Source organism: Pedobacter sp. MR2016-19, from assembly GCF_014947265.1.
GTDB lineage: Bacteria > Bacteroidota > Bacteroidia > Sphingobacteriales > Sphingobacteriaceae > Pedobacter.
Genome location: NZ_JADCNK010000004.1, coordinates 34,704 through 60,672 on the forward strand (window position 1 = coordinate 34,704; position 25,969 = coordinate 60,672).

Annotated in this window: 33 protein-coding genes; 29 read left to right on the forward strand and 4 right to left on the reverse strand. The window is 37.9% G+C overall.

Annotation, left to right across the window (positions count from 1 at the left end):
• The first annotated feature begins 7 nt into the window (after positions 1-7).
• The 27 genes from rplB (at position 8) to IM793_RS07255 (ending at position 16,838) form a co-directional block, all read left to right on the forward strand.
• A complete protein-coding gene (rplB, locus tag IM793_RS07125) occupies positions 8-832 on the forward strand; it encodes a 50S ribosomal protein L2 (RefSeq protein ID WP_132398562.1) in 825 nt (274 codons plus the stop codon).
• Positions 832-1,098, forward strand: coding sequence for a 30S ribosomal protein S19 (gene rpsS / locus IM793_RS07130; protein WP_010599906.1), 267 nt, complete (start codon positions 832-834; stop codon positions 1,096-1,098). The genes rplB and rpsS overlap by 1 nt, the downstream gene beginning before the upstream one ends.
• Positions 1,099-1,105: 7 nt before the next feature.
• Entirely contained in the window at positions 1,106-1,468 is a 363-nt protein-coding gene (rplV, locus tag IM793_RS07135; protein ID WP_132398564.1) for a 50S ribosomal protein L22, read from the forward strand.
• Between the two features lie 7 nt (positions 1,469-1,475).
• Positions 1,476-2,327 carry a 30S ribosomal protein S3 gene (rpsC, locus tag IM793_RS07140; protein ID WP_025145218.1) on the forward strand — a complete coding sequence of 284 codons (852 nt, stop codon included), beginning with the start codon at positions 1,476-1,478 and terminating at the stop codon, positions 2,325-2,327.
• 40 nt (positions 2,328-2,367) lie between these two features.
• Positions 2,368-2,790 (forward strand): 50S ribosomal protein L16, encoded by a 423-nt coding sequence (gene rplP / locus IM793_RS07145; RefSeq protein ID WP_010599903.1) that lies wholly within the window; start codon positions 2,368-2,370, stop codon positions 2,788-2,790.
• A gap of 73 nt (positions 2,791-2,863) precedes the next feature.
• A complete protein-coding gene (rpmC, locus tag IM793_RS07150; RefSeq protein ID WP_025145217.1) occupies positions 2,864-3,076 on the forward strand; it encodes a 50S ribosomal protein L29 in 213 nt (70 codons plus the stop codon).
• A 13-nt stretch (positions 3,077-3,089) separates the two neighbouring features.
• The gene (gene rpsQ, locus IM793_RS07155; protein WP_010599901.1) at positions 3,090-3,344 is read left to right on the forward strand and encodes a 30S ribosomal protein S17; all 255 of its coding nucleotides are present in this window, start codon (positions 3,090-3,092) and stop codon (positions 3,342-3,344) included.
• 1 nt (position 3,345) lies between these two features.
• Positions 3,346-3,714, forward strand: coding sequence for a 50S ribosomal protein L14 (rplN, locus tag IM793_RS07160; RefSeq protein ID WP_010599900.1), 369 nt, complete (start codon positions 3,346-3,348; stop codon positions 3,712-3,714).
• Position 3,715: 1 nt separating this feature from the next.
• A complete protein-coding gene (gene rplX, locus IM793_RS07165; protein ID WP_116250180.1) occupies positions 3,716-4,057 on the forward strand; it encodes a 50S ribosomal protein L24 in 342 nt (113 codons plus the stop codon).
• Positions 4,054-4,620 (forward strand): 50S ribosomal protein L5, encoded by a 567-nt coding sequence (rplE, locus tag IM793_RS07170; RefSeq protein ID WP_086547740.1) that lies wholly within the window; start codon positions 4,054-4,056, stop codon positions 4,618-4,620. Before rplX ends, rplE begins: the two co-directional genes overlap by 4 nt.
• On the forward strand, positions 4,620-4,889 hold the full coding sequence (rpsN, locus tag IM793_RS07175) for a 30S ribosomal protein S14 (RefSeq protein ID WP_025145214.1): 270 nt from the start codon (positions 4,620-4,622) through the stop codon (positions 4,887-4,889). The genes rplE and rpsN overlap by 1 nt, the downstream gene beginning before the upstream one ends.
• A gap of 155 nt (positions 4,890-5,044) precedes the next feature.
• A complete protein-coding gene (gene rpsH / locus IM793_RS07180; RefSeq protein ID WP_010599896.1) occupies positions 5,045-5,443 on the forward strand; it encodes a 30S ribosomal protein S8 in 399 nt (132 codons plus the stop codon).
• 18 nt (positions 5,444-5,461) lie between these two features.
• Positions 5,462-6,019 carry a 50S ribosomal protein L6 gene (gene rplF / locus IM793_RS07185; protein ID WP_193420382.1) on the forward strand — a complete coding sequence of 186 codons (558 nt, stop codon included), beginning with the start codon at positions 5,462-5,464 and terminating at the stop codon, positions 6,017-6,019.
• Positions 6,020-6,024: 5 nt separating this feature from the next.
• Positions 6,025-6,378 carry a 50S ribosomal protein L18 gene (rplR, locus tag IM793_RS07190; protein WP_090501109.1) on the forward strand — a complete coding sequence of 118 codons (354 nt, stop codon included), beginning with the start codon at positions 6,025-6,027 and terminating at the stop codon, positions 6,376-6,378.
• A 17-nt stretch (positions 6,379-6,395) separates the two neighbouring features.
• A complete protein-coding gene (gene rpsE / locus IM793_RS07195; RefSeq protein ID WP_010599893.1) occupies positions 6,396-6,914 on the forward strand; it encodes a 30S ribosomal protein S5 in 519 nt (172 codons plus the stop codon).
• 4 nt (positions 6,915-6,918) lie between these two features.
• On the forward strand, positions 6,919-7,098 hold the full coding sequence (gene rpmD, locus IM793_RS07200; RefSeq protein WP_010599892.1) for a 50S ribosomal protein L30: 180 nt from the start codon (positions 6,919-6,921) through the stop codon (positions 7,096-7,098).
• A gap of 104 nt (positions 7,099-7,202) precedes the next feature.
• The gene (rplO, locus tag IM793_RS07205) at positions 7,203-7,649 is read left to right on the forward strand and encodes a 50S ribosomal protein L15 (protein WP_121284590.1); all 447 of its coding nucleotides are present in this window, start codon (positions 7,203-7,205) and stop codon (positions 7,647-7,649) included.
• 7 nt (positions 7,650-7,656) lie between these two features.
• Positions 7,657-8,997: a preprotein translocase subunit SecY gene (gene secY, locus IM793_RS07210; protein WP_121283861.1), complete on the forward strand. Its 1,341-nt coding sequence runs from the start codon at positions 7,657-7,659 to the stop codon at positions 8,995-8,997.
• Positions 8,998-9,005: 8 nt separating this feature from the next.
• Complete coding sequence (gene map / locus IM793_RS07215; RefSeq protein WP_121283860.1) at positions 9,006-9,791, forward strand: type I methionyl aminopeptidase; 786 nt, start codon at positions 9,006-9,008, stop codon at positions 9,789-9,791.
• Positions 9,792-9,862: 71 nt separating this feature from the next.
• On the forward strand, positions 9,863-10,081 hold the full coding sequence (infA, locus tag IM793_RS07220) for a translation initiation factor IF-1 (protein ID WP_010599888.1): 219 nt from the start codon (positions 9,863-9,865) through the stop codon (positions 10,079-10,081).
• A 1-nt stretch (position 10,082) separates the two neighbouring features.
• Positions 10,083-10,199, forward strand: coding sequence for a 50S ribosomal protein L36 (gene rpmJ / locus IM793_RS07225; protein WP_010599887.1), 117 nt, complete (start codon positions 10,083-10,085; stop codon positions 10,197-10,199).
• A 68-nt stretch (positions 10,200-10,267) separates the two neighbouring features.
• Entirely contained in the window at positions 10,268-10,645 is a 378-nt protein-coding gene (gene rpsM / locus IM793_RS07230) for a 30S ribosomal protein S13 (protein WP_010599886.1), read from the forward strand.
• Between the two features lie 152 nt (positions 10,646-10,797).
• On the forward strand, positions 10,798-11,187 hold the full coding sequence (gene rpsK, locus IM793_RS07235) for a 30S ribosomal protein S11 (protein ID WP_055910073.1): 390 nt from the start codon (positions 10,798-10,800) through the stop codon (positions 11,185-11,187).
• 61 nt (positions 11,188-11,248) lie between these two features.
• Complete coding sequence (gene rpsD, locus IM793_RS07240) at positions 11,249-11,857, forward strand: 30S ribosomal protein S4 (protein ID WP_029282720.1); 609 nt, start codon at positions 11,249-11,251, stop codon at positions 11,855-11,857.
• A gap of 85 nt (positions 11,858-11,942) precedes the next feature.
• Positions 11,943-12,935: a DNA-directed RNA polymerase subunit alpha gene (locus IM793_RS07245; protein WP_025145205.1), complete on the forward strand. Its 993-nt coding sequence runs from the start codon at positions 11,943-11,945 to the stop codon at positions 12,933-12,935.
• A gap of 97 nt (positions 12,936-13,032) precedes the next feature.
• Entirely contained in the window at positions 13,033-13,557 is a 525-nt protein-coding gene (rplQ, locus tag IM793_RS07250; protein ID WP_193420383.1) for a 50S ribosomal protein L17, read from the forward strand.
• A gap of 311 nt (positions 13,558-13,868) precedes the next feature.
• Positions 13,869-16,838 carry a glycoside hydrolase domain-containing protein gene (locus tag IM793_RS07255; protein ID WP_193420384.1) on the forward strand — a complete coding sequence of 990 codons (2,970 nt, stop codon included), beginning with the start codon at positions 13,869-13,871 and terminating at the stop codon, positions 16,836-16,838.
• A 266-nt stretch (positions 16,839-17,104) separates the two neighbouring features.
• On the opposite strand, the gene IM793_RS07260 is transcribed toward IM793_RS07255, so the two are convergent.
• A complete protein-coding gene (locus IM793_RS07260) occupies positions 17,105-17,737 on the reverse strand; it encodes a gluconate 2-dehydrogenase subunit 3 family protein (protein WP_193420385.1) in 633 nt (210 codons plus the stop codon).
• Between the two features lie 10 nt (positions 17,738-17,747).
• Complete coding sequence (locus IM793_RS07265) at positions 17,748-19,484, reverse strand: GMC family oxidoreductase (RefSeq protein WP_132398572.1); 1,737 nt, start codon at positions 19,482-19,484, stop codon at positions 17,748-17,750.
• A gap of 286 nt (positions 19,485-19,770) precedes the next feature.
• On the opposite strand from IM793_RS07265, the gene IM793_RS07270 reads away from it, so the two are divergent.
• On the forward strand, positions 19,771-20,958 hold the full coding sequence (locus IM793_RS07270) for an SAM-dependent methyltransferase (protein ID WP_193420386.1): 1,188 nt from the start codon (positions 19,771-19,773) through the stop codon (positions 20,956-20,958).
• 221 nt (positions 20,959-21,179) lie between these two features.
• On the opposite strand, the gene IM793_RS07275 is transcribed toward IM793_RS07270, so the two are convergent.
• Positions 21,180-21,539 (reverse strand): DUF1304 domain-containing protein, encoded by a 360-nt coding sequence (locus IM793_RS07275; RefSeq protein WP_193420387.1) that lies wholly within the window; start codon positions 21,537-21,539, stop codon positions 21,180-21,182.
• A 496-nt stretch (positions 21,540-22,035) separates the two neighbouring features.
• Between IM793_RS07275 and dnaK the strand changes: the two genes are divergently transcribed.
• Positions 22,036-23,946: a molecular chaperone DnaK gene (dnaK, locus tag IM793_RS07280; RefSeq protein ID WP_121284589.1), complete on the forward strand. Its 1,911-nt coding sequence runs from the start codon at positions 22,036-22,038 to the stop codon at positions 23,944-23,946.
• A gap of 1,112 nt (positions 23,947-25,058) precedes the next feature.
• Here the strand turns inward: dnaK and IM793_RS07285 are convergent.
• Entirely contained in the window at positions 25,059-25,958 is a 900-nt protein-coding gene (locus IM793_RS07285) for a sugar phosphate nucleotidyltransferase (protein WP_193420388.1), read from the reverse strand.
• Positions 25,959-25,969: the final 11 nt, after the last annotated feature.

Genomic DNA, 25,969 nt, shown 5'->3' on the forward strand with positions numbered 1-25,969 from the left:
TATAACTATGGGCTTAAGAAAATTTAAACCAGTTACTCCAGGTACCCGCTTCAGAGTTGGTGCCAGTTTCACGGAGATTACAGCAACCACGCCCGAAAAATCATTGGTTGTATCATCAAAAAAGTCTGGTGGACGTAATAACACAGGAAAGATGACTATGCGCTACATGGGTGGTGGTCACAAAAAATCATATCGTTTAATCGACTTCAAACGCGATAAATTCGATATTCCTGCAACAGTAGCTACTGTTGAATACGATCCAAACCGTACTGCCCGCATCGCATTATTACATTATGCAGATGGCGAGAAGCGTTATATCATTGCTCCTGAAGGATTGCAAGTTGGTTCGGTATTATTATCGGGCGACACCGCAACACCAGAAGTAGGTAACACTTTAAAATTATCGAACATTCCATTAGGTTCTATCATCCACAACGTGGAGATTCACCCTGGAAAAGGAGCACAATTGGCTCGTAGTGCAGGTGCTTATGCACAATTAGCTGCCCGCGATGGTAAATATGCTACTTTAAAAATGCCTTCAGGCGAAACCCGTTTAATATTGACTACTTGTCTGGCTACTATCGGTGCTGTATCTAACTCAGATCACGCAAACGAAGTATTAGGTAAAGCAGGTCGTAAACGTTGGTTGGGCCGTCGTCCGAGAACTAGACCGGTAGCGATGAACCCTGTCGATCACCCAATGGGTGGTGGTGAAGGTAGATCATCAGGTGGTCACCCACGTTCAAGAAATGGTGTTTTAGCTAAAGGCTTCAAAACCAGAGAACTTAAAAAATATTCTAATCGTTACATCATAGAGAGAAGGAAGAAATAATGGCTCGTTCGATAAAAAAAGGACCTTATATTGACCATAACGTAGAGAAAAAAGTAAACTCTATGAATGATTCAGGCAAAAAGTCTGTAATCAAAACTTGGTCTCGCAGATCAATGATATCACCAGATTTCGTGAATCATACATTTGCTGTACACAATGGAAATAAATTTATCCCTGTGTACGTTACAGAAAACATGGTTGGTCACAAGTTGGGAGAATTTGCTCCAACCAGAACATTCAGAGGACACGCTGAAAAGAAAAAATAATTAGACAATGGAAGCAATAGCAAAATTAAACAATTGTCCAACCTCACCGCGTAAGATGCGTTTGGTTGTAGATCTTATCAGAGGTGAACGTGTAGAGAAAGCATTAAGCATTTTAAAGTTTACCAATAAAGAAGCAGCAATAAGAGTTCAGAAATTATTATTATCTGCTATCAAAAACTGGGAAGCTAAAAATGAAGGCACCAATGCTGAAGAAAACCAACTTTTTGTAAAAACAGTAATGGTTGATGGTGGCCGTCAGTTAAAACGTTTACGTCCAGCTCCTCAGGGCCGTGGATATAGAATTCGTAAACGTTCTAATCACGTAACGCTGATTGTAGATAGTAAAAGTACAGAAACAACTCAAAACTAATTAGGAAATGGGACAAAAAGCAAATCCAATAGGTGCCAGGTTAGGAATTATCAAAGGATGGGATTCTAACTGGTTCGGTGGCAACAACTACTCCGATAAATTAGTTGAAGATGAGAAAATAAGAAAATATCTTTCTGCCCGTATTGCAAAAGGCGGTGTTGCAAAAGTAGTAATCGAGCGTACGTTAAAACGTATCACGGTAACTATCCACACAGCTCGTCCGGGTATCGTAATCGGTAAAGCAGGTGCTGAGGTTGATAAAATCAAAGAAGAGTTAAAGAAATTGACTAAAAAGGAAATTCAAATTAACATCTTCGAAATTAAACGCCCGGAACTTGATGCACAATTAGTTGCAGAAGGTGTTGCAAAACAATTAGAAGCAAGGATCTCATTCCGTAGAGCAATGAAATCTTCTATCGCATCAACCATGCGTATGGGTGCTGAAGGTATCAAAATCATGACTTCTGGTCGTTTAGGTGGTGCTGAGATGGCACGTACTGAGCAGTACAAAGAAGGAAGAGTGCCTTTGCATACATTCCGTGCTGATATCGACTACGCTTTAGCTGAAGCCTTAACTACTTATGGTAAAATAGGTGTTAAAGTTTGGATCTGTAAAGGTGAGGTTTATGGAAAACGTGATTTGTCTCCAAACATTGGTGCAACAAACAACGGTCCAAAAGGCGCATCAGACAAACCAGCTTTCGGTGGAAGAGATAACCGTGGTGGTGGAAGAGATAACCGTGGCGGTGGTAACGACAGACGTGGTGGAAACCAAGGTGGTGGTCGTGGTCCAGGTCAAGGTGGTCCCGGAGCAAACAGAGGTGGTGGCGCAGGCGCTAACAGAGGTCCTCGTAAATAATTGATTTATTAACATCGTTTAACGATTAGAACAAAATAAAATGTTACAGCCAAAAAGAACGAAGTTCAGGAAGATGCAAAAAGGCAGAATGAAGGGTTTAGCTTCTCGTGGAGCTGAGTTAGCATTCGGATCTTTCGGTATCAAATCTCTAGAAGCTACTTGGATCACAAGTCGTCAGATAGAGGCTGCCCGTATTGCCGTAACTCGTTTCATGAAACGTGAAGGCCAAGTATGGATCAGGATCTTCCCGGACAAACCGGTAACTAAAAAACCTGCTGAGGTACGTATGGGTAAAGGTAAAGGTGCTCCTGAGTATTGGGTAGCAGTTGTAAGACCTGGACGCGTAATTTTCGAAGCTGAAGGTGTGCCTTTAGAAGTTGCTAAAGAAGCATTGCGTTTAGCCGCTCAGAAATTACCGATCCAAACCAAATTCGTAGTACGTAGAGATTACGTAGAAGCATAGTAAAGTGTTGAGGTGAATGTTGTAAATACTTGTTTATTATAACCGCTACACTCAACGTAAAAGAAAAAGAAAAATGAAAAATTCAGAAATCACAGGGCTTTCAAAAGAAGAATTAGTAGCTAAGATTGCGGAAGAAAAAGAGAACTTATCAAAATTGAAGTTCGCTCACACTATTTCAGCTATCGAAAATCCTTCACGTATTGCAAAAGTAAGGAAAGACATAGCCCGTTTAAACACTGAGTTGACTAAAGTGAAAAACACTGAGTCAGCTACTGAAACTAAATAATTTGAGAGTCGACATGGAAAGACAATTAAGAAAAACAAGAACCGGGTTAGTGGTAAGCAACAAGATGGATAAATCTGTTGTAGTGAGCGTGGAGCGTAAAGTAAAACACCCGATTTATGGTAAGTTCGTAAAGAAAACTACCAAATTTATGGCTCACGATGAGAAAAATGAATGCGGTATCGGTGATACTGTATTGATTATGGAAACTCGTCCTTTGAGTAAAAACAAGAACTGGAGATTGGTACAAATTTTAGAAAGAGCTAAATAAGATGGTACAACAGGAATCGAGATTAAACGTTGCTGATAACAGCGGCGCAAAAGAAGTATTAGTAATTCGCGTGCTAGGTGGAACCGGCAAACGTTATGCTTCAATTGGTGATAAAGTAGTTGTTACCGTAAAAAGCGCGTTACCTTCTGGTAACATTAAAAAAGGTACAGTTTCTAAAGCAGTTGTTGTAAGAACTAAAAAAGAAATCCGTCGTAAAGATGGTTCTTATATCCGTTTTGACGATAATGCTGCTGTATTATTGAACGCACAGGATGAGCCAAGAGGTACGCGTATCTTTGGCCCGGTTGCGAGAGAACTACGTGAAAAACAATTCATGAAAATTGTATCATTAGCACCGGAGGTATTATAAAATGGGAAACAAAGTAAATACACCATCAAAACTTAAAATCCGCACAGGAGATTTAGTTAAAGTCATTGCTGGCGATTCAAAAGGTCAACAAGGAAAAGTACTTTCAGTACTTATAGATAAAAACAGAGCCATTGTGGAAGGCGTTAACTTAGTATCTAAACATACTAAACCAAATGCTGCTAATCCAAACGGTGGTATTATTAAAAAAGAAGCTGCTCTTCACATTTCTAACTTGATGTTGGTTGATCCAAAATCTGGTAAAGCTACCCGCGTAGGTCGTAAACTTAACGCAGATGGTAAATTAGTTAGAGTTGCTAAAATTTCAGGGGAGGAGATTAAATAATGGCTACACCTAGATTAAAAAGCAAATACAAAGAAGAAGTTGTAAATGCACTAAAAGAAAAATTTCAGTACAAAACTGTAATGCAGGTTCCTAAATTGGAAAAAATCTGTATCAATCAGGGTGTTGGTCGTTTTTCTGTTACAGATAAGAAAATTATGGATACCACTATCGTTGAGTTGACTACCATTACTGGTCAGCAGGCGGTTCCGGCTAATTCAAAGAAAGATATCTCTAACTTTAAATTACGTAAAGGTATGCCGGTAGGTGTACGTGTTACTTTACGCGATAACAACATGTACGAGTTCTTAGATCGTTTGATCTCTGTAGCTTTGCCTCGTATCCGTGATTTCAAAGGTATCAATGATAAAGGATTTGATGGAAAAGGTAACTATACATTAGGTGTTACTGAACAAATCATCTTTCCTGAGATTAATATCGATAAAATCAATAAAATTTTAGGTATGGATATAACTTTCGTAACTTCGGCAAAATCTGACGTTGAGGCTCTTGAGTTATTGAAACAATTCGGATTACCATTTAAAAATCAAAAAACAGCAGAATAATGGCAAAAGAAGGTGTAAAAGCACGCGAAGTTAAGCGCCAAAAATTGGTAGCTAGATACGCTGAAAAACGTGCAGTATTAAAAGCTGCAGGAGATTTCGAGGGTTTAGATAAATTACCTAAAAACTCATCTCCGGTACGTTTACACAACCGTTGTAAATTAACTGGTCGTCCTCGTGGATATATGCGTACCTTTGGTATTTCAAGGGTAACGTTCCGCCAGATGGCACTAGACGGTAAAATACCAGGTGTTAAAAAAGCATCTTGGTAATATAATTAGTATAAAGTATTTAGTATCAAGTAGCAAGAAACCAATTTGGTCTTGATACTTGATACTTATATCTATTTACTAAAAAAAGAATTTTAACCGGTAGCAGGTCCCACAGCTGGGTAGCAGAAGGAAACCACTATCAAAAACAATAAAAAATGAATACAGATCCAATAGCAGATTATTTAACAAGAGTAAGGAATGCCATTAAGGCCAACCACCGTGTTGTAGAAATTCCTGCATCAAACCTTAAAAAAGAAATTACTAAAGTTCTTTTTGACAAAGGTTACATCGCGAACTACAAGTTTGAAGATACTACAGTTCAAGGCACTATTAAAATTGCTTTGAAATACAATCCAATTACTAAAGTTCCTGCTATTCGTACATTAGTGCGAGTAAGTAAACCAGGTTTGAGAAACTATGCTGGTGTTGAAAATATGCCAAGAGTATTAAACGGTTTAGGTATCGCAATCTTATCTACTTCTAAAGGTGTAATGACCGATAAAGAAGCAGCCAAATTAAACATTGGTGGTGAGGTATTGTGTCACGTTTATTAATATTAGGAGAACAGCACAATGTCAAGAATAGGAAAAGCCCCAATTACAATCCCTGCAGGTGTTACAATTACCGTATCAAAAGATAACGTAGTAACTGTAAAAGGTCCTAAAGGTGAATTAACACAAGCAGTAGATTCAGATATCACTGTAAGTCAGGAAGACGGAATTTTAACAGTTCAACGTCCTTCAGAACAAAAGAAACACAAAGCATTACACGGTTTATATCGCTCATTGCTTAACAATATGGTTATTGGTGTTACTGATGGTTATAAATTAACTCAAGAATTAGTAGGTGTTGGTTACCGTGCTACAAACACAGGTAATACATTAGATCTGGTTTTAGGTTATTCTCACCATTATGTATTCCAGTTACCAGAAGAAATTAAAGTAACTACATCATCAGAAAAAGGTCAGACTCCTAAAATCATTTTAGAGAGTACTGATAAACAACTGATCGGTCAGGTAGCAGCGAAAATCCGTTCGTTACGTGCACCAGAGCCATACAAAGGTAAAGGTATCAAGTTTGTAGGTGAAGTGTTAAGAAGAAAAGCAGGTAAATCAGCATCTAAAAAATAGTAATCATGGCAGGTAAAAAATTATCAAGAAGAGATCGTATTAAAAAAGGGATCAGAAAAAGACTTACCGGTTCAGAAGAACGTCCAAGGTTATCTGTATATAGAAGCAATAAAGGGATTTATGCGCAGGTAATTAACGATGTAACCGGTACAACAATAGCATCAGCATCATCATTATCGAAAGATTTTACTGGTACTGGAAACAAGAGCGACCAATCAGTTGCAGTAGGTAAATTAGTTGCCGAAAAAGCAATTGCAGCAGGTGTTAAAGAAGTTGTTTTCGATAGAAATGGCTATTTATACCACGGTCGTGTAAAATCGTTGGCAGAGGGTGCCCGCGAAGCTGGTTTAGTATTTTAATCTGAAGAAAAAGTAAGATGTCAACTATTAATATAAAAAGAGTAAAAACCACCGATATCGAATTAAAGGATCGTTTGGTTAGTATACAACGCGTTGCCAAAGTAACCAAAGGTGGCCGTACTTTCAGCTTCTCAGCAATTGTTGTTGTAGGTGATGAAAACGGTGTTGTTGGTTTCGGTTTAGGTAAAGCGAAAGAGGTAACTGAAGCAATCGCTAAAGGTGTGGATGATGCTAAAAAGAATTTAGTAAAAGTTCCAATTTTAAACGGTACTGTTCCTCACGAGCAAATCGGTAAATTCTCGGGTGGTTTTGTTTTAATCAAGCCAGCTGCAGTAGGTACCGGAGTAATTGCGGGTGGTGCGATGCGTGCGGTATTAGAGAGTGCTGGTGTACACAACGTATTGGCAAAATCTAAAGGATCATCTAACCCACACAACGTGGTAAAAGCAACTGTTGATGCATTAACTAAAATGCGTGATGCTTATACGGTAGCTCAAACCCGTGGTATAGATTTAAACAAAGTATTTAACGGATAATATTATGGCTAAGATCAAAATAACACAAGTAAAAAGCGTTATCGACAGAAGCGAGCGCCAAAAAAGAACCGTTCAGGCTTTGGGTTTATCTAAAATGAACCAAAGTGTTGAGGTTGAAGCTACTCCACAAATTATCGGTATGGTTCGCAAAGTGAACCATTTGGTAGCAATCGAAGCAATCTAGTAAAAGTTTTAAAGGTAATATTGGGTAAAACCGGTATTACCTTTATATATGTTTAATCGTTGTACCTGTTTAGTGAAAGCGAAGGGCAACACAAATTCAAAAAAATGAATTTAAGTAATTTAAAACCTGCAGTAGGTTCTACAAAAAACAGCAAAAGAATTGGTCGTGGTACAGGTTCTGGTCGTGGCGGTACTTCAACTCGTGGTCACAAAGGTGCGGGTTCTCGTTCAGGTCACAAAACCAAAATCGGTTTTGAAGGTGGTCAAATGCCTTTACAACGTCGTGTGCCTAAAGTTGGTTTCAAACCAATCAACCGTACTGAGTATGTTGGTGTAAACTTAGATGTTTTACAAACTTTAGCTGAAAAACACAGCTTAACAACTATCGATTTTGCTGCTTTACAAGCACATGGTTTAGCTTCTAAAAACGACTTAGTTAAAATTTTAGGTCGTGGTGAAGTTAAAGCAAAGCTAGAAATTACAGCACATGCGTTCTCTGCAACCGCACAAAAAGCTATTGAAGCTGCAGGTGGTTCTATTGTAAAATTGTAATTATTAAATGAAGAAGCTATTTACTACTTTAAGTAATATCTGGAAAATTCAGGAATTAAAAGAGCGTATATTGTTTACGCTCTTAATTCTTTTGGTATACCGTTTCGTATCTCACGTGGTTTTACCAGGTGTAGATCCAACTGCTTTAGGCAATAACGAAAAATCAGGGATCTTAGGCTTACTAGATATGTTTGCCGGAGGTTCTTTCTCTCGTGTGTCTATTTTAGCATTGGGGGTAATGCCTTATATCTCTGCATCCATTGTGGTGCAACTATTAGGTATTGCTGTTCCTTCTTTCCAAAAAATGCAGAAAGAGGGCGAAAGTGGTAGAAAGAAAATGAACCAGATTACCCGTTACCTAACGGTAGCGATCACAATCGTTCAATCTGTTGGTTACGTTAAAACGCAAGTTCCTGCAGAAGCTATTTTATTGCCAAATACTTTATTTTTAGTGTTATCTACGTTTGTATTAACAGCAGGTACATTATTTGTAATGTGGTTAGGTGAAAAAATTACGGATAAAGGTATTGGTAACGGTACATCACTAATCATCATGGTTGGTATTATAGCCCGTTTACCAGTTGCAATATCTCAGGAATTTAGTGCACGTGTAGGCTCATCTAGTGAAGGTGGGGGGCCGGTTGCATTAGTTTTAGAGATTGTTGCTTTATTTGCAGTGGTAATGTTTACCATTTTAATTGTTCAAGGTGTACGTAAAGTACCTGTACAATACGCTAAAAAAATTGTTGGTAACCGCCAGTTTGGTGGTGTTCGTCAGTACATTCCTTTAAAGGTAAATGCTGCTGGTGTGATGCCGATCATTTTTGCTCAGGCGTTAATGTTTATTCCAGGTGCTTTAATGCAGTTTGTTCCTTCATTACAAGGTTCTTGGTTAATCCAGTTCAGCAACACAACTTCGTTGGCTTATAGCTTAACGTTCGCATTTTTAATTATCGCATTTACTTTCTTCTATACTGCCATTACAGTTAATCCAACTCAAATGAGTGATGATATGAAGAAAAACGGTGGTTTTATCCCAGGTATTAAGCCAGGTTTTGCAACATCAACTTTTATTGATGATGTAATTTCTAAAATCACTTTCCCAGGTGCGGTATTTTTAGCGATCATTGCTATTTTACCTTCTTTAGCGGTTAAGTTCGGTATTAAGCAAGAGTTTGCACACTTCTTTGGTGGTACTTCTTTATTGATTTTAGTTGGTGTTGTATTGGATACTTTACAGCAGATCGAAAGTTATTTATTGATGCGCCATTATGATGGTTTGATGAAAACGGGTAGAGTTACTGGCAGAACAGGAGTTCCTGCTGCAAGTAGCAACGCAGCGTTGTAGTGTAACGGATGTCTAAAATTTATTACAAATCTCTTGAGGAGATCGAGTTAATAAGAGAAAGTTCCATGCTTGTTTCTAAAACTTTAGCCGAAGTGGCCAAGGTGATAAAAGCAGGCATGACTACTATCCAATTAGATAAACTAGCCTATGAGTTTATAAGTGATCACGGAGCGATTCCGGCATTTTTAAACTATAATGGTTTTCCCAATTCTTTATGTATTTCGCCAAACGAGCAGGTTGTTCATGGTTTTCCAAGTGAATACGTAATCCAGGAGGGCGACCTGATTTCAGTTGATTGTGGAGTAATTAAAAACAATTATTTTGGCGATTCGGCTTATACTTTTTCCATCGGGGAAATTGATGCAGAAAAACAGAAATTGATTGAGGTTACTAAACGTTGTCTGGAATTGGGTATAGAAAAAGCTGTTGTTGGTATGCGGATTGGTGATATCGGTTTCGCTGTTCAGCAATATGCAGAAGCTAACGGATTTGGCGTAGTAAGAGAGCTTGTAGGGCATGGTGTTGGTGTAAAACTTCATGAGAAGCCGGAAGTTCCGAATTATGGGAAACGTGGTGCAGGACCAAAACTTGAAGAAGGAATGGTAATTGCGATAGAACCCATGATCAATGCAGGCGTAGCCGGTGTTAAATTCCATAACGATGGATGGACGGTAACCAGTAAAGACAATAAACCATCGGCACATTTTGAACACACAATAGCCGTAAAAAAGGGCAAAGCAGATGTTTTATCAACGTTTTCTATAATAGAAGAAGTTTTACAACAAAAAAAATAAATAATTAAAATTTTTTATTTAATTTTGCAACCCTGTTTAGAAGCAGCTAATTAAGTAACAATCAATAAAATATGGCTAAACAAGCCTCAATTGAACAAGACGGAGTAATAAGAGAAGCATTATCCAATGCCATGTTCCGGGTAGAACTAGAGAACGGGCATGAGATTATTGCGCATATTTCAGGAAAGATGCGGATGCACTACATCAAGATTCTTCCTGGAGATAAGGTTAAATTGGAAATGTCTCCTTATGATTTAACAAAAGGACGCATTACTTATAGATACAAATAAAATGAAAGTTAGATCATCAATTAAAAAGCGTAGCGCTGATTGCAAGATTATTCGCCGTAAAGGAAAACTTTACGTAATCAACAAGAAAAATCCTAAATACAAGCAACGTCAAGGGTAATTAAGAATATTGTAATGAACCGCACAACGGTGGCCCGCCGTTCGGAGTTACTTAAAACATAAATAAATATGGCAAGGATTTCAGGTATTGATTTACCAAGAAACAAAAGAGGTGAGATCGGTTTAACCTATATCTACGGAATTGGTAGAACAACTGCTCAACGTATTTTAACTACGGCAGGTATCGATTTAAACAAAAAAGTACAAGACTGGTCGGATGATGAGTTATCAGCAATCCGTACAATGATTAACGATGAGATTAAAGTAGAAGGTGCTTTACGCTCAGAGGTTCAGTTAAACATCAAACGTTTAATGGATATTGGTTGTTACCGTGGTTTACGTCACAGAAAAGGTTTACCTTCTCGTGGTCAACGTACTAAAAACAACTCACGTACTCGTAAGGGTAAGAGAAAAACAGTTGCTAACAAGAAAAAAGCTACTAAGTAATAGATAGATAGGAGAAGTGAGATTTTAGATATGAGCATCATGTCTTTAAAATCTGCTCAAATCTGGAATAAAAGATAAAAAGTAGGATACTGAGTATCGGGGTAGAGAAAGTCTCATATCTCAAGTCTCATATCTAAAATCTAAAAGATAAAATGGCTAAGAGTAAAAAAGTAACAAAAAAACGTATCGTTGTAATTGAGTCTGTTGGTCAGGCGCATATCAATGCTACCTTCAACAACATTATCGTTACCTTAACAAACAACAACGGACAGACTATTTCATGGTCTTCTGCTGGTAAAATGGGCTTTAAAGGTTCTAAAAAGAATACCCCTTATGCAGCTGGTCAAGCAGCTTCAGATTGCGGTAAAGTTGCGTTTGATCTAGGTTTACGTAAAGTTGAAGTATTTGTAAAAGGTCCGGGTTCAGGTCGTGAATCTGCAATCAGAACTTTGCAAGTAGCAGGTATTGAGGTAATGTCTATTAAAGATATCACTCCACTTCCTCACAACGGATGTCGTCCTCCTAAAAAGAGAAGAGTTTAATTAATTTTAAAGCTAAGAATCTCCAGCTTCAGGTTGGATGATACTTTAAAACAGAAAAAAAATGGCAAGATATACAGGCCCAAAATCAAAAATTGCACGTAAATTCAGAGAACCAATCTTCGGTCCTGATAAAGTGTTAGACAGAAAAAATTATCCTCCTGGGCAACATGGCTCATCAAAAAGAAGAGGAAAACAATCTGAATATGCTATCCAGTTAATGGAGAAACAAAAAGTAAAATATACTTATGGTGTATTGGAAAAACAATTCAGTAACTTGTTTAAAAAAGCATCTTCTCGTGCTGGTATTACCGGTGATAACTTACTTCAATTATTAGAAGCACGTTTAGATAACACAGTTTACCGTTTAGGTATTTCAACAACCCGTTCTGGTGCACGCCAGTTAGTTAGCCATAAACATGTTACCGTGAATGGTGAAGTTGTAAATATCCCTTCATATCAGTTAAAAGCTGGTGACGTGGTTGCTGTTCGTGAAAAATCTAAATCTTTAGAATCAATTAGTAACTCAGTTGCAGGTAGAACTATTAATAAGTTTGCTTGGTTAGAGTGGAATGCCAGTGAATTAACTGGTAAATTCTTAACCTACCCTCAACGTGATGAGATTCCTGAAAACATCAAGGAAAACTTAATCATCGAGTTGTACTCAAAGTAATAAATGAGCTAGTTAATTACCTCAAAAGGGTAATTAACTTTTTTCATGTTACTATATATTCAATAACGAATTTAAAAAATTATAAATGGCAATTTTAGCATTTCAGAAACCAGACAAAGTGATCATGCAGAAATCAACTGATTTCGATGGCACATTTGAATTTCGTCCTTTAGAGCCCGGTTTCGGTGTAACAATTGGTAATGCCTTAAGAAGAATTTTACTTTCTTCATTAGAAGGTTATGCTATTACTACTATTCGTTTTTCAGGCGTTTCTCACGAATTTTCTACCATGAAAGGTGTTGTAGAAGATTTAACTGATATTATCTTAAACTTGAAACAAGTTCGTTTTAAGAAAACAGGTGATTCAGGTGATTCTGAAAAAGTTTTCATCATCGTTAATGGTCAAGATCAGTTCAAAGCTGGTGATATCACTAAGTTCTCTAACAACTTTACAGTTTTAAACCCTGAGCATGTAATTTGCAACATGGATAAATCTGTTACTTTGGAAGTGGAATTAACCATCAATAAAGGACGTGGTTATGTACCTGCTGAAGAAAATAAAGTTGCTGATGCTGTTGTAGGTGTAATCGCAATCGATTCGATTTATACTCCAATGAAAAATGTAAAATACACGATCGAAAACTTTCGTGTTGAGCAAAAAACGGATTATGAAAAATTGGTTTTAGATATCTCTACTGACGGTTCAATTCATCCGGAAGAAGCATTAAAAGAAGCGGCTAAGATCCTTATCCAACACTTTATGTTATTCTCTGATGAGAATTTAGTATTAGAATCTCAGGCTAAAGAAGAAACTAAAGAAGTTGATGAGGAAATTTTACATATGCGTAAAATCCTTAAAACTGAATTGGTTGATATGGATCTTTCAGTTAGAGCATTAAACTGCTTAAAAGCTGCTGATATCCGTACTTTAGCTGATTTAGTTTCTTATGATGTTGCTGATATGTTAAAATTCAGAAACTTCGGTAAGAAATCTTTAACAGAGATCCAGGAATTAGTAAAATCAAAAGGTTTATCATTTGGTATGAACCTGTCTAAATTTAAATTAGACGAAGAATAACCCCTAAATCCCCTTAAGGGGACTTTAGAATTAACTATTAGTTCACAGTGTATAATTCCCTCTGAGACAGAGACGGTATACACTTAATCAAAAAACAATGAGACACGGTAAAAAAGTAAACCACTTAGGTAGAACCGACAGCCACAGAAAAGCGATGTTAGCTAACATGGCTACATCACTTATTAAAGCAAAAAGAATTACTACAACTTTAGCTAAAGCTAAAGCTTTACGTACTTATGTTGAGCCATTAATCACTAAATCGAAAAATGACACTACTCACTCACGTCGTACAGTTTTCTCTTACCTACAGGATAAAGAAGTAATCACTATTTTGTTCCGCGAAATTGCTGAGAAAGTTGCAAACCGTCCAGGTGGTTATACTCGTATCATTAAATTAAACAATCGTCAGGGTGATAACGCTGAAATGGCTTTAATTGAATTGGTAGATTACAATACAGTTTACGGTAAAGATGTAGAAGTTAAAGAAGAGAAGAAAACAACTCGTCGTGGTAGAAGTAAAGCTACTGCTGCACCTAAAGCTGCTGAAGCGAAAGATGAAGTTGCCGAAGAAGTTGCTCCTGCTGAAGAAGCTTCTGCTACTGAAGAACCAAAAGGAGAATAATTTTATTCACCTTAAGTATACGAAAGTCCTGTTCGAAAGAGCAGGACTTTTTTTGTGCCCTTTTGTGCCGTCAGATGTTACCATCTGGCGGTTGTAGTATTATTAATCGGATGAGATGAGGGGATTAAGTTTTTGTGTCAGATGGTAAAATCTGACACCACTATAAATCTATGAATGAACTTCATAGACGACATGCTCTCAACTAATGAACCAATGACCAATGAACCAAACAATCAAACGTTTGTCTCATTTTTTCATTACATAGCTTTATTTCAGTATGCTATACATAAATTAGCTAAAACAAATTTGAAATGAAATTCAGGCTTTTTCTATTACTCTCTCTTTTCGGACAACTATCTCTTAACGCGCAAACACTAAAATATACCAATGGCAACAATGCCTGGAACCCAGATTCATTAGGTAATCATAGAGTTGTTGTTCAATTTGCGGGTACAGGTAAAATCGCTCATGCAAAAATTGATTGGCGCCGGAGGGATGAACATCCGGAATTAAAAGGAATTATCGTACAAGATGCCAATGGGAAAACTGTTTCGGTTGTGGGTTCGGATAAGTTAACCAGAGAAAGTGCTGATGTTTATTTCGAAGCTACCCGCCCTGGAAAATATTATGTGTATTACCTCGCTTATAAAAATGAGGCGAGAAGCAATTACCCAAAAGGTGTTTACATAAAACCTGAACAAATTGATCGGGGCTGGTTGAATAGGGCAAAACAGGTTAAAGTAAACACCGCTGTGATAGAGATCCAGTCTATCAATGCTTTCAACTCCTTCTATCCAATGGAAGTGATTGCTACAGCCAAAGAAACATCGGCTATAAAAGCCAAGTATCCGTCTGAAGCTTTTATCGTATTTCCTGAAGATAGAATGTATCCGATCAAAATGCAGAACGATTTACCTTATCGTTGGGTACAAAAGGGTGCTGCAAATACTTTTACAGGTTCAGCAAGTAAAGGCGAAAATTATGCCTTACAACTGGGTGTATTTGCTTTGAGAGATCTAAATAACCTAACAGTAAGCTTTGGTGATCTTAAAACCTCCACCGGAAAAGTAATCTCCTCGAAATATATCAACTGTTTAAATACGAATGGAACAAGCTATGATAACAAACCTTTGGTTGAAACGGTAAATGTGGCCTCTGGTAAAATTCAACCAATGTGGATCACAATTAATATCCCTAAAAATACTGCTGCAGGTCTTTATGCTGGAAAGTTTACGGTTAAAGCCAATGGAAAAGCTAAAGTAATTGATGCCAGAATTACTGTTGGTAAGGAAGTGTTAGCTGATGCTGGTGTAGGAACGCCAAATAAACAGACCCGTTTAACATGGTTAAATTCTACTTTGGCACAAGCCAATACCATAGTGGCTCCTTATACGCCATTAACTGTTGAAGGTAATGTAATTTCGCTTTTAGGCAGGAAATTCGAAATCAATGCTGATGGTTTTCCTAAGCAGATCCAGACTTTCTTTAATGCTGAAATGACCGCTTATAGCGAAAAACCAAATAATATCCTGGCAGAACCGATTCACTTTCACTTTTTTAATACGCCAAAAACGCAGGAGAAATTTGTGCCAAGCAATTTCCAGATTACCAGTAAAGAAGCTGGGACAGTAAAATGGTCGGCGACTAATACTTCTGAAAACCTGAAAATGGATTTGGAAGGTGCTTTAGAATTTGATGGTTATGTACATTATATAGTTAAGGTTACGGCTTTAAAAGATGTAGAATTCAGTAATGTTGATTTTCATATCCCTTTTGATAAAGGTTCTACTAAATATTTAATGGGTTTAGGAGAGAAAGGTGGTGTTAGGCCAGATACCTTAAAATGGAAATGGGATGTAGCCAATAAAAACCAGGATGCCGTTTGGATTGGCAATGTAAATGCAGGCCTATATTACAATTTAAGAGATGAGAACTATGTTCGCCCATTGAATACCAATTTCTATCTTCAGAAGCCTTTATTGTTACCTAAATCGTGGGGTAATGGGGATAAAGGAGGGATCCAGATTAATGTTAAAGGCAGTTCGATGCTGGCCGATAACTTTACAGGTGCCAGAAGCATGAAAAAGGGGAACGTGCTTTATTATAATTTCAATTTACTGATTACTCCTTTCCATTTACTTAACACCGATTTTCAATGGGATAACCGCTTTTATCATAAATATGGCGATTTAGATTCTATTAAATTGACAGGAGCAACAGTAGTGAATATTCACCATGCTACACCAATTAATCCATGGATCAACTACCCATTTATCGAATGGAAAAAGATGAAAGGTTATATTGATAATGCGCATTCGAAAGGATTAAAAGTAAAAATTTATAACACTGTTCGCGAATTATCTAATCATGCCTACGAGTGGCCTGCTTTGCGGAGTTTAGGTACCGAAGTATATTCACCTGGCAAGGGCGGTGGTTTTAGCTGGTTACAGGAACATTTAGATTCGAATTATATTGCAGCCTGGTTTGTGCCTGAAATTAAAGATGCTGCTGTAATTAACAGTGGAATGAACCGTTGGCATAACTATTATGTAGAAGGAATGAATTGGTTGGTAAATAACGTGGGCATTGATGGGGTGTATTTAGACGATGTGGCTTTCGATCGTGTAACCATGAAGCGGATTAAACGTGTACTGACACAGAATAACCATCCGGGCATTATCGATCTGCATTCAGCAAATCAATACAATAAAAGTGATGGTTTTAACAATAGCGCCATTTTATATCTGGAGCATTTTCCTTACCTGAACCGTTTATGGTTTGGCGAATATTTCGATTACCAGAAAAACAATCCTGATTTCTTTTTAACAGAAGTAAGCGGCATTCCTTTTGGATTAATGGGAGAGATGTTGCAGGATGATGGAAATCCTTGGCGTGGTATGATTTATGGCATGACGAGCCGTTTGGGCTGGTCAGAGAAAAGCGATCCAAAACCGCTGTGGAAAGCCTGGGATAACTTCGGTATTAAAGGATCTGAAATGATCGGTTATTGGAGTGAAAACTGTCCGGTTAAAACAGATAATCCTAAGGTATTGGCAACAGTTTATAAACAAAAAGGTAAAACAATGATTGCTTTGGCGAGTTGGGCAAAGAGCGATGTAAAGGTTAATTTAACTATCGACTGGGCCAAGCTGGATTTAGATGCTGGTAAAGTAAAAATAGCAGCCCCTCTAATTGATAAGTTCCAAACTTCGGGAAGTTATCTTGATGGAAAATCGGTTCCTATTGAAAAAGGAAAAGGTTTGATTTTGATTTTAGAGTAATATTTTATTGGCGTCACCCTGAACTTATTTCAGGGTCATTATTGCAATAAATAAAGAAGTCAAGTTTTTAAAACTTGACTTCTTTGGTATAAGATTATATTTTCCATGCACCGTGGTTCAAGTCTTCACAAGCCGCGTAATTTCGCATTGGTCGTCATTGCAAGGAGGAACGACGAAGCAATCTTACAACGATCGCTACTAGCTAGCGCTTTAAGATTGCTTCGTCGGCTGAAAAGCCTTCTCGCAATGACGATTTTTTTTAGAAATTATACCTTCACATTTTCCATACCGTACTGCTTCAGTACATCGGCAGGAACACCGGCCCATTGGTTTGGCGCATTACCCACATAGCCAATGTCTTTTACGCCTATTTCTGTAGTATAAAAACCTGATGCCGTTAAATTTCTCATTCTATTGAAAAAAGTTACCCCTGCCTGCATTTCTGGCCTGGCTTTTTTAGGATAGGCAATCTCATCTACAATCGAGATTTGCTGATCTGCCGAAGCTTCAACAAAAGGTTTTTGGAATTTATTAAAGCTGTATATATCCAGCCATTTCAGGCCGCCCCGCATAGGTACTTTATGTTCAGGAATATCTTTTACTATAAATTCGATAAACTCTGGCACTTTGGCATCAGATGCACTGCCCGAAACCTCGTCCTTAGGAATAATGATATCGGCCAAAACCGTAATTGTAGCCATTTCATGTTTAGTGAAAAAGGTTTCTAATTTCAGATTTTTATCGCGGTCTAATTCCCATTGCTCCCTTCCTGCTTCTTTTGTGCTTTCTTCTGGTGCGGCAACTTCGGTTTTTGTTTCGGGCTGCTTACAGGCATCAAGCAGCACGCTTGTGCTTATAGCTGTTAAACCTAATGCTTTTAGTGAATCACGTCTGTTCATATGGTAATTCTTAAATGTTCTGTTTTTTCTTTTGAGCTAAAATATATTCTGCAGTACGCATCGAAAGGGCTAAAATCGTCCAGGTGGCATTTTTGTCACCCTGTTGCACAAATGGCCCTGCATCTACCACAAATAGATTTTTACAGTCGTGTGCCTGGCAGTATTTATTTAGCGCCGATTTTTTAGGATCATCACCCATGCGGATGGTACCCACTTCATGGATGATTTTTCCGGGGTTGAGTAAACCATAATTGGTATCTGCTCCCTGAATTTCAGAAGTAACCACGGCACCCATTTCCTTCATAATCGATAGAAAGGTTTCCTGCATGTGTTTAGCCTGTAGAATTTCATCTTTGTCCCATTTGTAGTTAAATCTTAAAACAGGAATGCCATATTTATCTACTGTGTTCGGGTCGATTTCGCAATAGTTACTTTCTCTGGCAATTGCGGTACCACGGCCAGCCATTCCAACACCAGTTCCATAAAACCGGCGGTAATCATCTTTTAATGATTTTCCATAACCTCCGGCTTCTTTCATTTTACCATCTCTGCCAGGTACCATCCCGTTCATTTGAGCCACACCACCACCAAAACCGTAAGCAGGCATGCCCATTCCGCCCCAATATTCGATATGGTAACCACGTGGGAAATTCAACTTCCTGTTGTCTAACCACCATGGCGAATAAATGTGGACACTGCCTACACCATCTTCATTATAACGTTTCCTGTCCATCAATTGTGGCAGGAATCCGGAAACACTTGCTCCGGTAGAATCGTGCAGGTATTTACCAACCACACCACTGCTGTTAGCCAGGCCATTTGGATGTGAAGTTGATTTTGAATTCAATAAAATACGTGCTGATTCGCAGGCACTGGCACCTAAAATAACCAGTTTGCCATTTACCTGGTATTCTTGCAAATCTTTACGGTTCACATAAGAAACACCTTTAGCCGTACCATCCTTATCCGTAATCACTTCGCGTACCATCGCATCTGTAATCACAGTCAGGTTTCCTGTTTTTACTGCAGGGTTTACCAAACATGATGAGGATGAAAAATCGCCATAAACCTTACAGCTTCTGCCACATTGTCCACAGTAAAAACAAGGGGCACGGTCGCTATTATTAGGTAAAGCTTCTGTTAATACAGACCCGCGACCGGTAATTACCTTTACCCCGGCTTTTTCTGCTCCTTTTTTGATGAAAAGCTCATTTAACCTTGGTTTAGGTGGTTTCATAAATATGCCATCAGGTTCATTTTCTAAACCTTCAGCTGTTCCATAAATACCGATCATGCGGTCAACTTTATCGTAAAATGGTTTTACATCAGCATAAGTTATCGGCCAGGCATCTGTTAAACCATCTTTAGGTTTAAAATCGTCAGGACCCATTCGCAAAGAAATCCTTCCCCAGTGATTGGTACGGCCACCGAGCATGCGCGAACGGAACCATTCGAATTCACTTTTGTTTTTCTGGGTATAAGGCTCGCCTTCTAATTCCCACCCCCCGTAAGAAGCATCAAAATCTCCAAATGGACGGACAGTACCTGCCCCACGGCGTGGCGACTCCCATGGCCATTTTAATTGATGTGAATCTAAACGTGGATCGAAATTTTGACCAGCCTCGAGCAATAAAACCTTTTGACCAGCATGCGCCAGAACGTAGGCTGCCATCCCGCCACCAGCTCCTGAGCCAACAACAATGGCATCATAAACTGTAGGCGATTTTTTTATCTGAAAGTCACTCATGTATTGTGATTAGCTATTTAAATATCCTAATCTAGAATTTAATTTTCTGAAAAAAAAGCGTTGCGCTACTTTGGAATCAATATAGATAATGGTGCCTTTTTGTATTTCTAAATCGTATTATGTCATTCATTTATTTAAATCAATACTAACGATTTTTCTGGTTGAAAATGGCAGGCCATATTACATTTTACCTCTTCCGTGATTTTATATGGTCGCTCTATTGTTACATTATCATAGGTATGTGCCGCTCCAAATAAACTTGATTATCTTTGTGTTTTAAATATAAATGCCAGTGTCGGAATATATAGAACAATTTATCACAGCTTTAAAAGAAAGCCTGAATGCAGCAACATTTGTAAAAGTTTCCCTGGGGAACTACAAAGGAGCAGAGGAAGCCTTAAAACAATTGCTGATCCGTAAGGTGGTGATCAAACGTGAAGATAAACTGGCTTTTACCTATCGTTATAAAACACGCGATGTGGTAAAAAATTATGCCATTGATGAGGCAATCGATTTAATTGCGGGTTATCTGGAGAATGGATTTAAAATAGCTACGCTGTTTACCACAGAAAACGACCTGATATTGGAAGAACTGAACAATGGAAAAATTGTATGGAGGAAAGGTAAAGCATCAAGTGAGGCAGCGCCATCAGCCTATCATGACAAGGAAAAAAGCAGGTTGATCAAACCTGATTCGAAATCATATTTAACTGAATTAAAGATTACCGATGCAGACGGTAAGGTTTTTAAAAATGCGCAGGATAAATTCAGGCAGATTAACCATTACATTGAAATTTTAAGTTCTTTAATAAAGGAACTGCCAGAAGGAACCATTAAAAAGGTGGCTGATATGGGCTCTGGTAAAGGTTATCTAACTTTTGCACTGTACGATTACCTGCATTCGGTTTTAAAGCTGGAAAGCGAGGTGACAGGAGTAGAGTACCGTCAGGATATGGTTGACTTGTGTAACCAGGTTGCTGTTAAATCTGCTTTTGATAAATTGAATTTTGTACAGGGAACCATTGAAGGCTATCAAGCTGAGGATGTAAATCTTTTAATTGCATTACATGCCTGCGATACAGCAACCGATGATGCCATTTATAAAGGGATTAAAGCGGATGCTGAACTGATTGTGGTTGCGCCGTGTTGCCATAAACAGATCCGCAGGGAAATAGAGAAAAGCAAAGTGAAAAACGATGTTTCTTTTTTAACCAAATACGGGATCTTTTTAGAACGTCAGGCCGAAATGGTTACGGATGGAATAAGGGCTTTGATTTTAGAGTATTTCGGTTATAAAACAAAGGTTTTTGAATTTATTTCTGATGCACACACACCAAAAAATGTGCTTGTAGTGGGGGTAAAGGGCAAGGCGCATAGCGCGGAGCGAAAAGCAGAGATTTTACTGAAAATTAAAGCAAGTAAGGAGTATTTTGGGATCGGTTACCATCATTTGGAAAGGTTGTTGGAGTTGTAATTTAACCGCAAAGAACGCTAAGTTTTTCGCAAAGAAACGCAAAGCTGTGCTTAAATTATGATGCTGGCTTAAGCTATAAGAACCATAGTCATTTTGATCTGATAGTTATCGGATTTATTTCAGCATCCTTCAAGATAAAACCCTGAAACAAGTTCAGGGTGGCGATTGCGGCCAGGAATTTACCATGTTGGTTGGTGTGATACCAACCAATAGAATGGAGCCTACAGATGCAATAAAATTAATGCGATTAATGCCGGGATGGATTGCACATAAAGGATTTTTTTGCTGGCTGTTGCGGCGCCATAAATTCCGGCAATAATTACGCAAGTTAAAAAGAAAATGGCCACATAAAGTTTCCATTGATGATCGCTGATACATAACGACCAGATTAAACCTGCTGCTAAAAAGCCATTGTACAAGCCTTGATTGGCAGCCAAAGTTTTTGTTGGTACGAATAAATCTTTCGGGATGGTTTTAAAAACTTTTGGTGCTTTGGTGGTCCATGCGAACATTTCCAACCAAAGGATGTAGATGTGGATAAAGGCGACTAAGCCGATTACTATTTGTGCTGCTATTTGCATTTTTTTGGTAATTATAAGGATTTTTAGGTGATTACACAGATTTAAATGATTGCACCGATTGATTGTAATTTAAAGATATAAAACTTTGAGGGCATTTAGATGACTACTCATTATTTCTGCTTGTGTTTTTATCACCGAAGCACAAAAAACGCTGTTCAATAAACCCGATAATAGCGAACACGAGTGAAACGAATAAAGCGGTTAGCGGGGCAGGTGCTCCCAACGAGATTCGAACGCTCATTTTCAAATCAATTTAAAATAACTTCTCTTTAAGCTTTAGTCTTTCTGCTTTCACCTTTGGTCTTTAGCCTCCCTTACTTCCATCTTCCATTCCACATCATCCATCATTTCTGTCATGCTGTCAGTAAACTATAACCGCTTTTTTTACATTTTATCAGTCTTTTACCTGTATTATCTGCCAAAACCCAATTGGCACAAGCATTGTTTAATAGGAGTAGAAATTATAATACTTTAAAAAGAGAAAAATAAAAATACAATGGGAAAAATTATTGGAATAGACTTAGGAACAACAAACTCTTGCGTGAGCGTAATGGAGGGCAACGAGCCTGTAGTTATCGCAAACAGTGAGGGTAAACGTACTACACCGTCTATTGTTGCTTTTGCAGAAAACGGTGAGCGTAAGGTTGGCGAGCCTGCTAAACGTCAGGCTATAACCAACCCAACAAAAACGATATATTCGATTAAACGCTTTATGGGTAACAGCTACGACGAAAGTGCGAAAGAAGCTGGGCGTGTACCTTATAAAGTGGTTAAAGGTGATAACAATACACCACGTGTTGAAATCGACGACAGAAAATATACTCCACAAGAGATTTCTGCAATGATTTTGCAGAAAATGAAAAAAACTGCTGAAGATTTCTTAGGTCAGGAAGTTACAGAAGCAGTTATTACTGTACCAGCTTATTTTAATGATGCACAACGTCAGGCTACTAAAGAAGCTGGCGAAATTGCAGGTTTAACTGTAAAACGTATCATTAACGAGCCAACTGCAGCTGCTTTAGCTTATGGTTTAGATAAAGCACACAAAGACATGAAAATTGTTGTGTTTGACTGTGGTGGTGGTACTCATGACGTTTCTGTATTAGAATTAGGCGATGGTGTTTTCGAAGTAAAATCTACTGATGGTGATACACACTTAGGTGGTGATGACTTTGACCACATTATTATCGATTGGTTAACTGAAGAATTTAAATCAGAAAACAGCATGGACCTTGCAAAAGATCCAATGGCTTTACAACGTTTAAAAGAAGCTGCTGAGAAAGCTAAAATTGAGTTATCAAGCACCACTTCGACAGAAATTAACTTACCATACATTACTGCTGATGCCAGCGGCCCTAAACACTTAGTGCGTACATTATCTCGTGCTAAATTTGAGCAATTGGCTGATAGCTTAATTAAACGTACTATCGATCCTTGTAAATCTGCTTTGAAAAATGCTGGTTTAAGCACAAGCGATATCGACGAAATTATTTTGGTAGGTGGTTCAACCCGTATCCCTGCAATCCAGGAAGCGGTTAAAGCTTTCTTCGGTAAAGAGCCAAGTAAAGGTGTTAACCCTGATGAGGTTGTAGCAATTGGTGCTGCTATTCAAGGTGGTGTGTTAACTGGTGATGTGAAAGATGTATTGTTATTAGACGTTACGCCTTTATCATTAGGTATCGAAACCATGGGTGGCGTAATGACTAAATTAATCGAGTCTAACACAACTATCCCAACTAAAAAATCGGAAACTTTCTCAACTGCAGCTGATAACCAGCCTTCAGTAGAGATCCATATTTTACAAGGTGAGCGCCCAATGGCTGGCCAAAACCGTACAATTGGCCGTTTTATTTTAGATGGTATTCCACCAGCACCTCGTGGTGTGCCTCAGGTAGAAGTATCTTTCGATATTGATGCCAACGGTATTTTACACGTAAGTGCTAAAGATAAAGCGACTGGTAAAGAGCAAAAAATCCGTATCGAAGCATCTTCAGGTTTAACTGATGCTGAGATCAAAAAAATGAAAGAAGAAGCTGAAGCTAATGCAGCAGATGATGCTAAGCAAAAAGAAGAAGCTGATAAAATCAACGGAGCTGATGCTTTAATTTTCTCAACTGAGAAACAATTAAAAGAGTTTGGTGATAAATTATCTGCGGATAAAAAAGCGCCAATCGAAGCTGGTTTAGAGAAATTGAAAGCAGCGCATTTATCACGTAACTTCGCAGATATCGATGCAGCGCAAGCTGAATTGCAAAATGCATGGAACGTAGCATCAGAAGAAATGTATAAAGACGGCGGTCAGCCTCAGGGTGGTGAACAACCACAAGCTGATGGTCAACCTCAAGGTGGTGGCGATAACGTTACTGATGTTGATTTTGAAGAAGTAAAAGAAGACGATAAGAAATAGTGTCTTAAAGTCAGAAAGTCTGAGGTCCGTAAAGTCCGAAGATTTAAATATAGAAAGCGTTCCGGTGTAAAATCGGAGCGCTTTTTTTATGGGCTAAATCTCGCAGGGTGTCAAAAAGGGCTTATATGTTTTTATATGTCTTATATGGTTCAAAAGATTTTGGAAATGAGTGTTCCGGTACTTTTCGGGAACTGCAGTCCCGCCATTCGCTACAATCTTTTTAAACTTCTGTCATGCTGAGGAACGAAGTATCTTTTCCATCTGTTGCAATTGCTTTGTATTAAGGCCATACTTTAAAAAGTATTTTCGCTGCTGTCGGGTTTAGGAAGAAGGGCTTGTTGTTTATGGCAGGTGTTTTAAGCCTCGCAGATTTTCAAAACATGCGGAAGGTTTGGAAAAGTACTTATATGACCTTAAATGTCTTATATGGTCATAACCTGGTAGCTAATTTTTTATTACTCAATATAAAAACAATTCGCTCAGTGAAAAAACCATAAAACAAACAATTGATCAATAGTCCAAAGAAGAAAATAGGACCATTCATAAATTGAAAAAACAAAGTATGTGTAGGGAAACGGAAAATATAATATGCTTTAGCTATTGCTTGTACAGTCGAGCTGTTTCCATCGGTACCTTCATCAACCAATCCAGATGCAATGAATGTTATGAAAGTAAAAAGGACAAAAAGGAGCGAAGCGGAAATAAAAAGCCAGACTTTAAAATTATTGATTCTCATGTTCTTCTCTTTGTTTGGCGTATTGCACCGCAAGCTACTATTAGACTTATTAAATGAAAACATATTTGGCGCAAATGAAGCCATAAGCCAGTATTCGTTGTGAAGGTAGGCCTATTTCTTCGCTGAGTTATCGAAACCGGTTTTATAAAAATGTAATCAGCATAGGTAAAAGCAAGATAATCAGCTATTAGTCTGAGGTTATTTGCAATAGCTTGTGGCGATTTAAATACCAGATTATTGATATTTTGAAGAATATATCTTTTCTTCTGCTTATGGAGAAAGCAAATAGGTACGGTTAATTAAACCCGTACCTATTTGTGTAATTGATATTTTCTTTAGCGTATCCTTAGTCTTTTAAAACTTCAGAATCTAAAATTTAATTCCAAAGTTTTTCCGGATATGTTCCGTTTTTAACCAATTGGTCAATACTATCCTGAACATAAGGCTTGTCTTCTTTGTAAGTTACACCGAACCATTTGTTTGAGGTTGGTACAACTTTAAAGGTTGCTGTATTGCTTTTTACCAGGTTTTCTCCAATTAATGGAATAAAAAATTCTGCCTTAGGTTTATCTTTGTTCGCCTGCACAAATTCTCTAAAAAGATCTTCTGTGATTTTGAATACTGCTGGTGTAAAACCCCAGAAATTCATCGATACAGGTGTTTCAAAGGCCAATGGGAATTCTTCGCCATTTTCTTCGTAAAAGATACTACCGTCTTTAGGATAAACTTTTGTGCGTTCTATAATTTCTTCCAGATTACCGGCTGCATCTACTTTACAAACACCGCGGGAAACAGCGCCAAACTCAGATAAAGTTTTGCCAATTTCGTAACCGATAATTGAATAATTGCTATCCGTCACTTCCGTGGTTAAGAAATCAACCATTTTTTTAAAGGCATCGAAACCATAATAATCATCAGCGTTAATTACGCAGAATGGTTCTTTAACTACATTTCTACCTGATAGGATTGCGTGTGCAGTACCCCAAGGTTTTTCTCTATAAATTTCTTCTTCTATTCCGAACTGTTTTAAATCGAAATTTTGGAAAACATAATCTGTTTCTATTCTTCCTGCAAGTTTAGGTTCGAAAATAGCTTTAAAGTTATCTACAAACTCTTCTTTAATGATAAATACAACTTTACCAAAGCCGGCATTAATTGCATCGTATATTGAATAATCGATAATCGTTTCGCCATTTGGACCAAAACCATCAATCTGCTTCATACTTCCATAACGGCTTGCCATACCGGCTGCCAATATTAATAGGGTGGGTTTCATTTATTACTTGT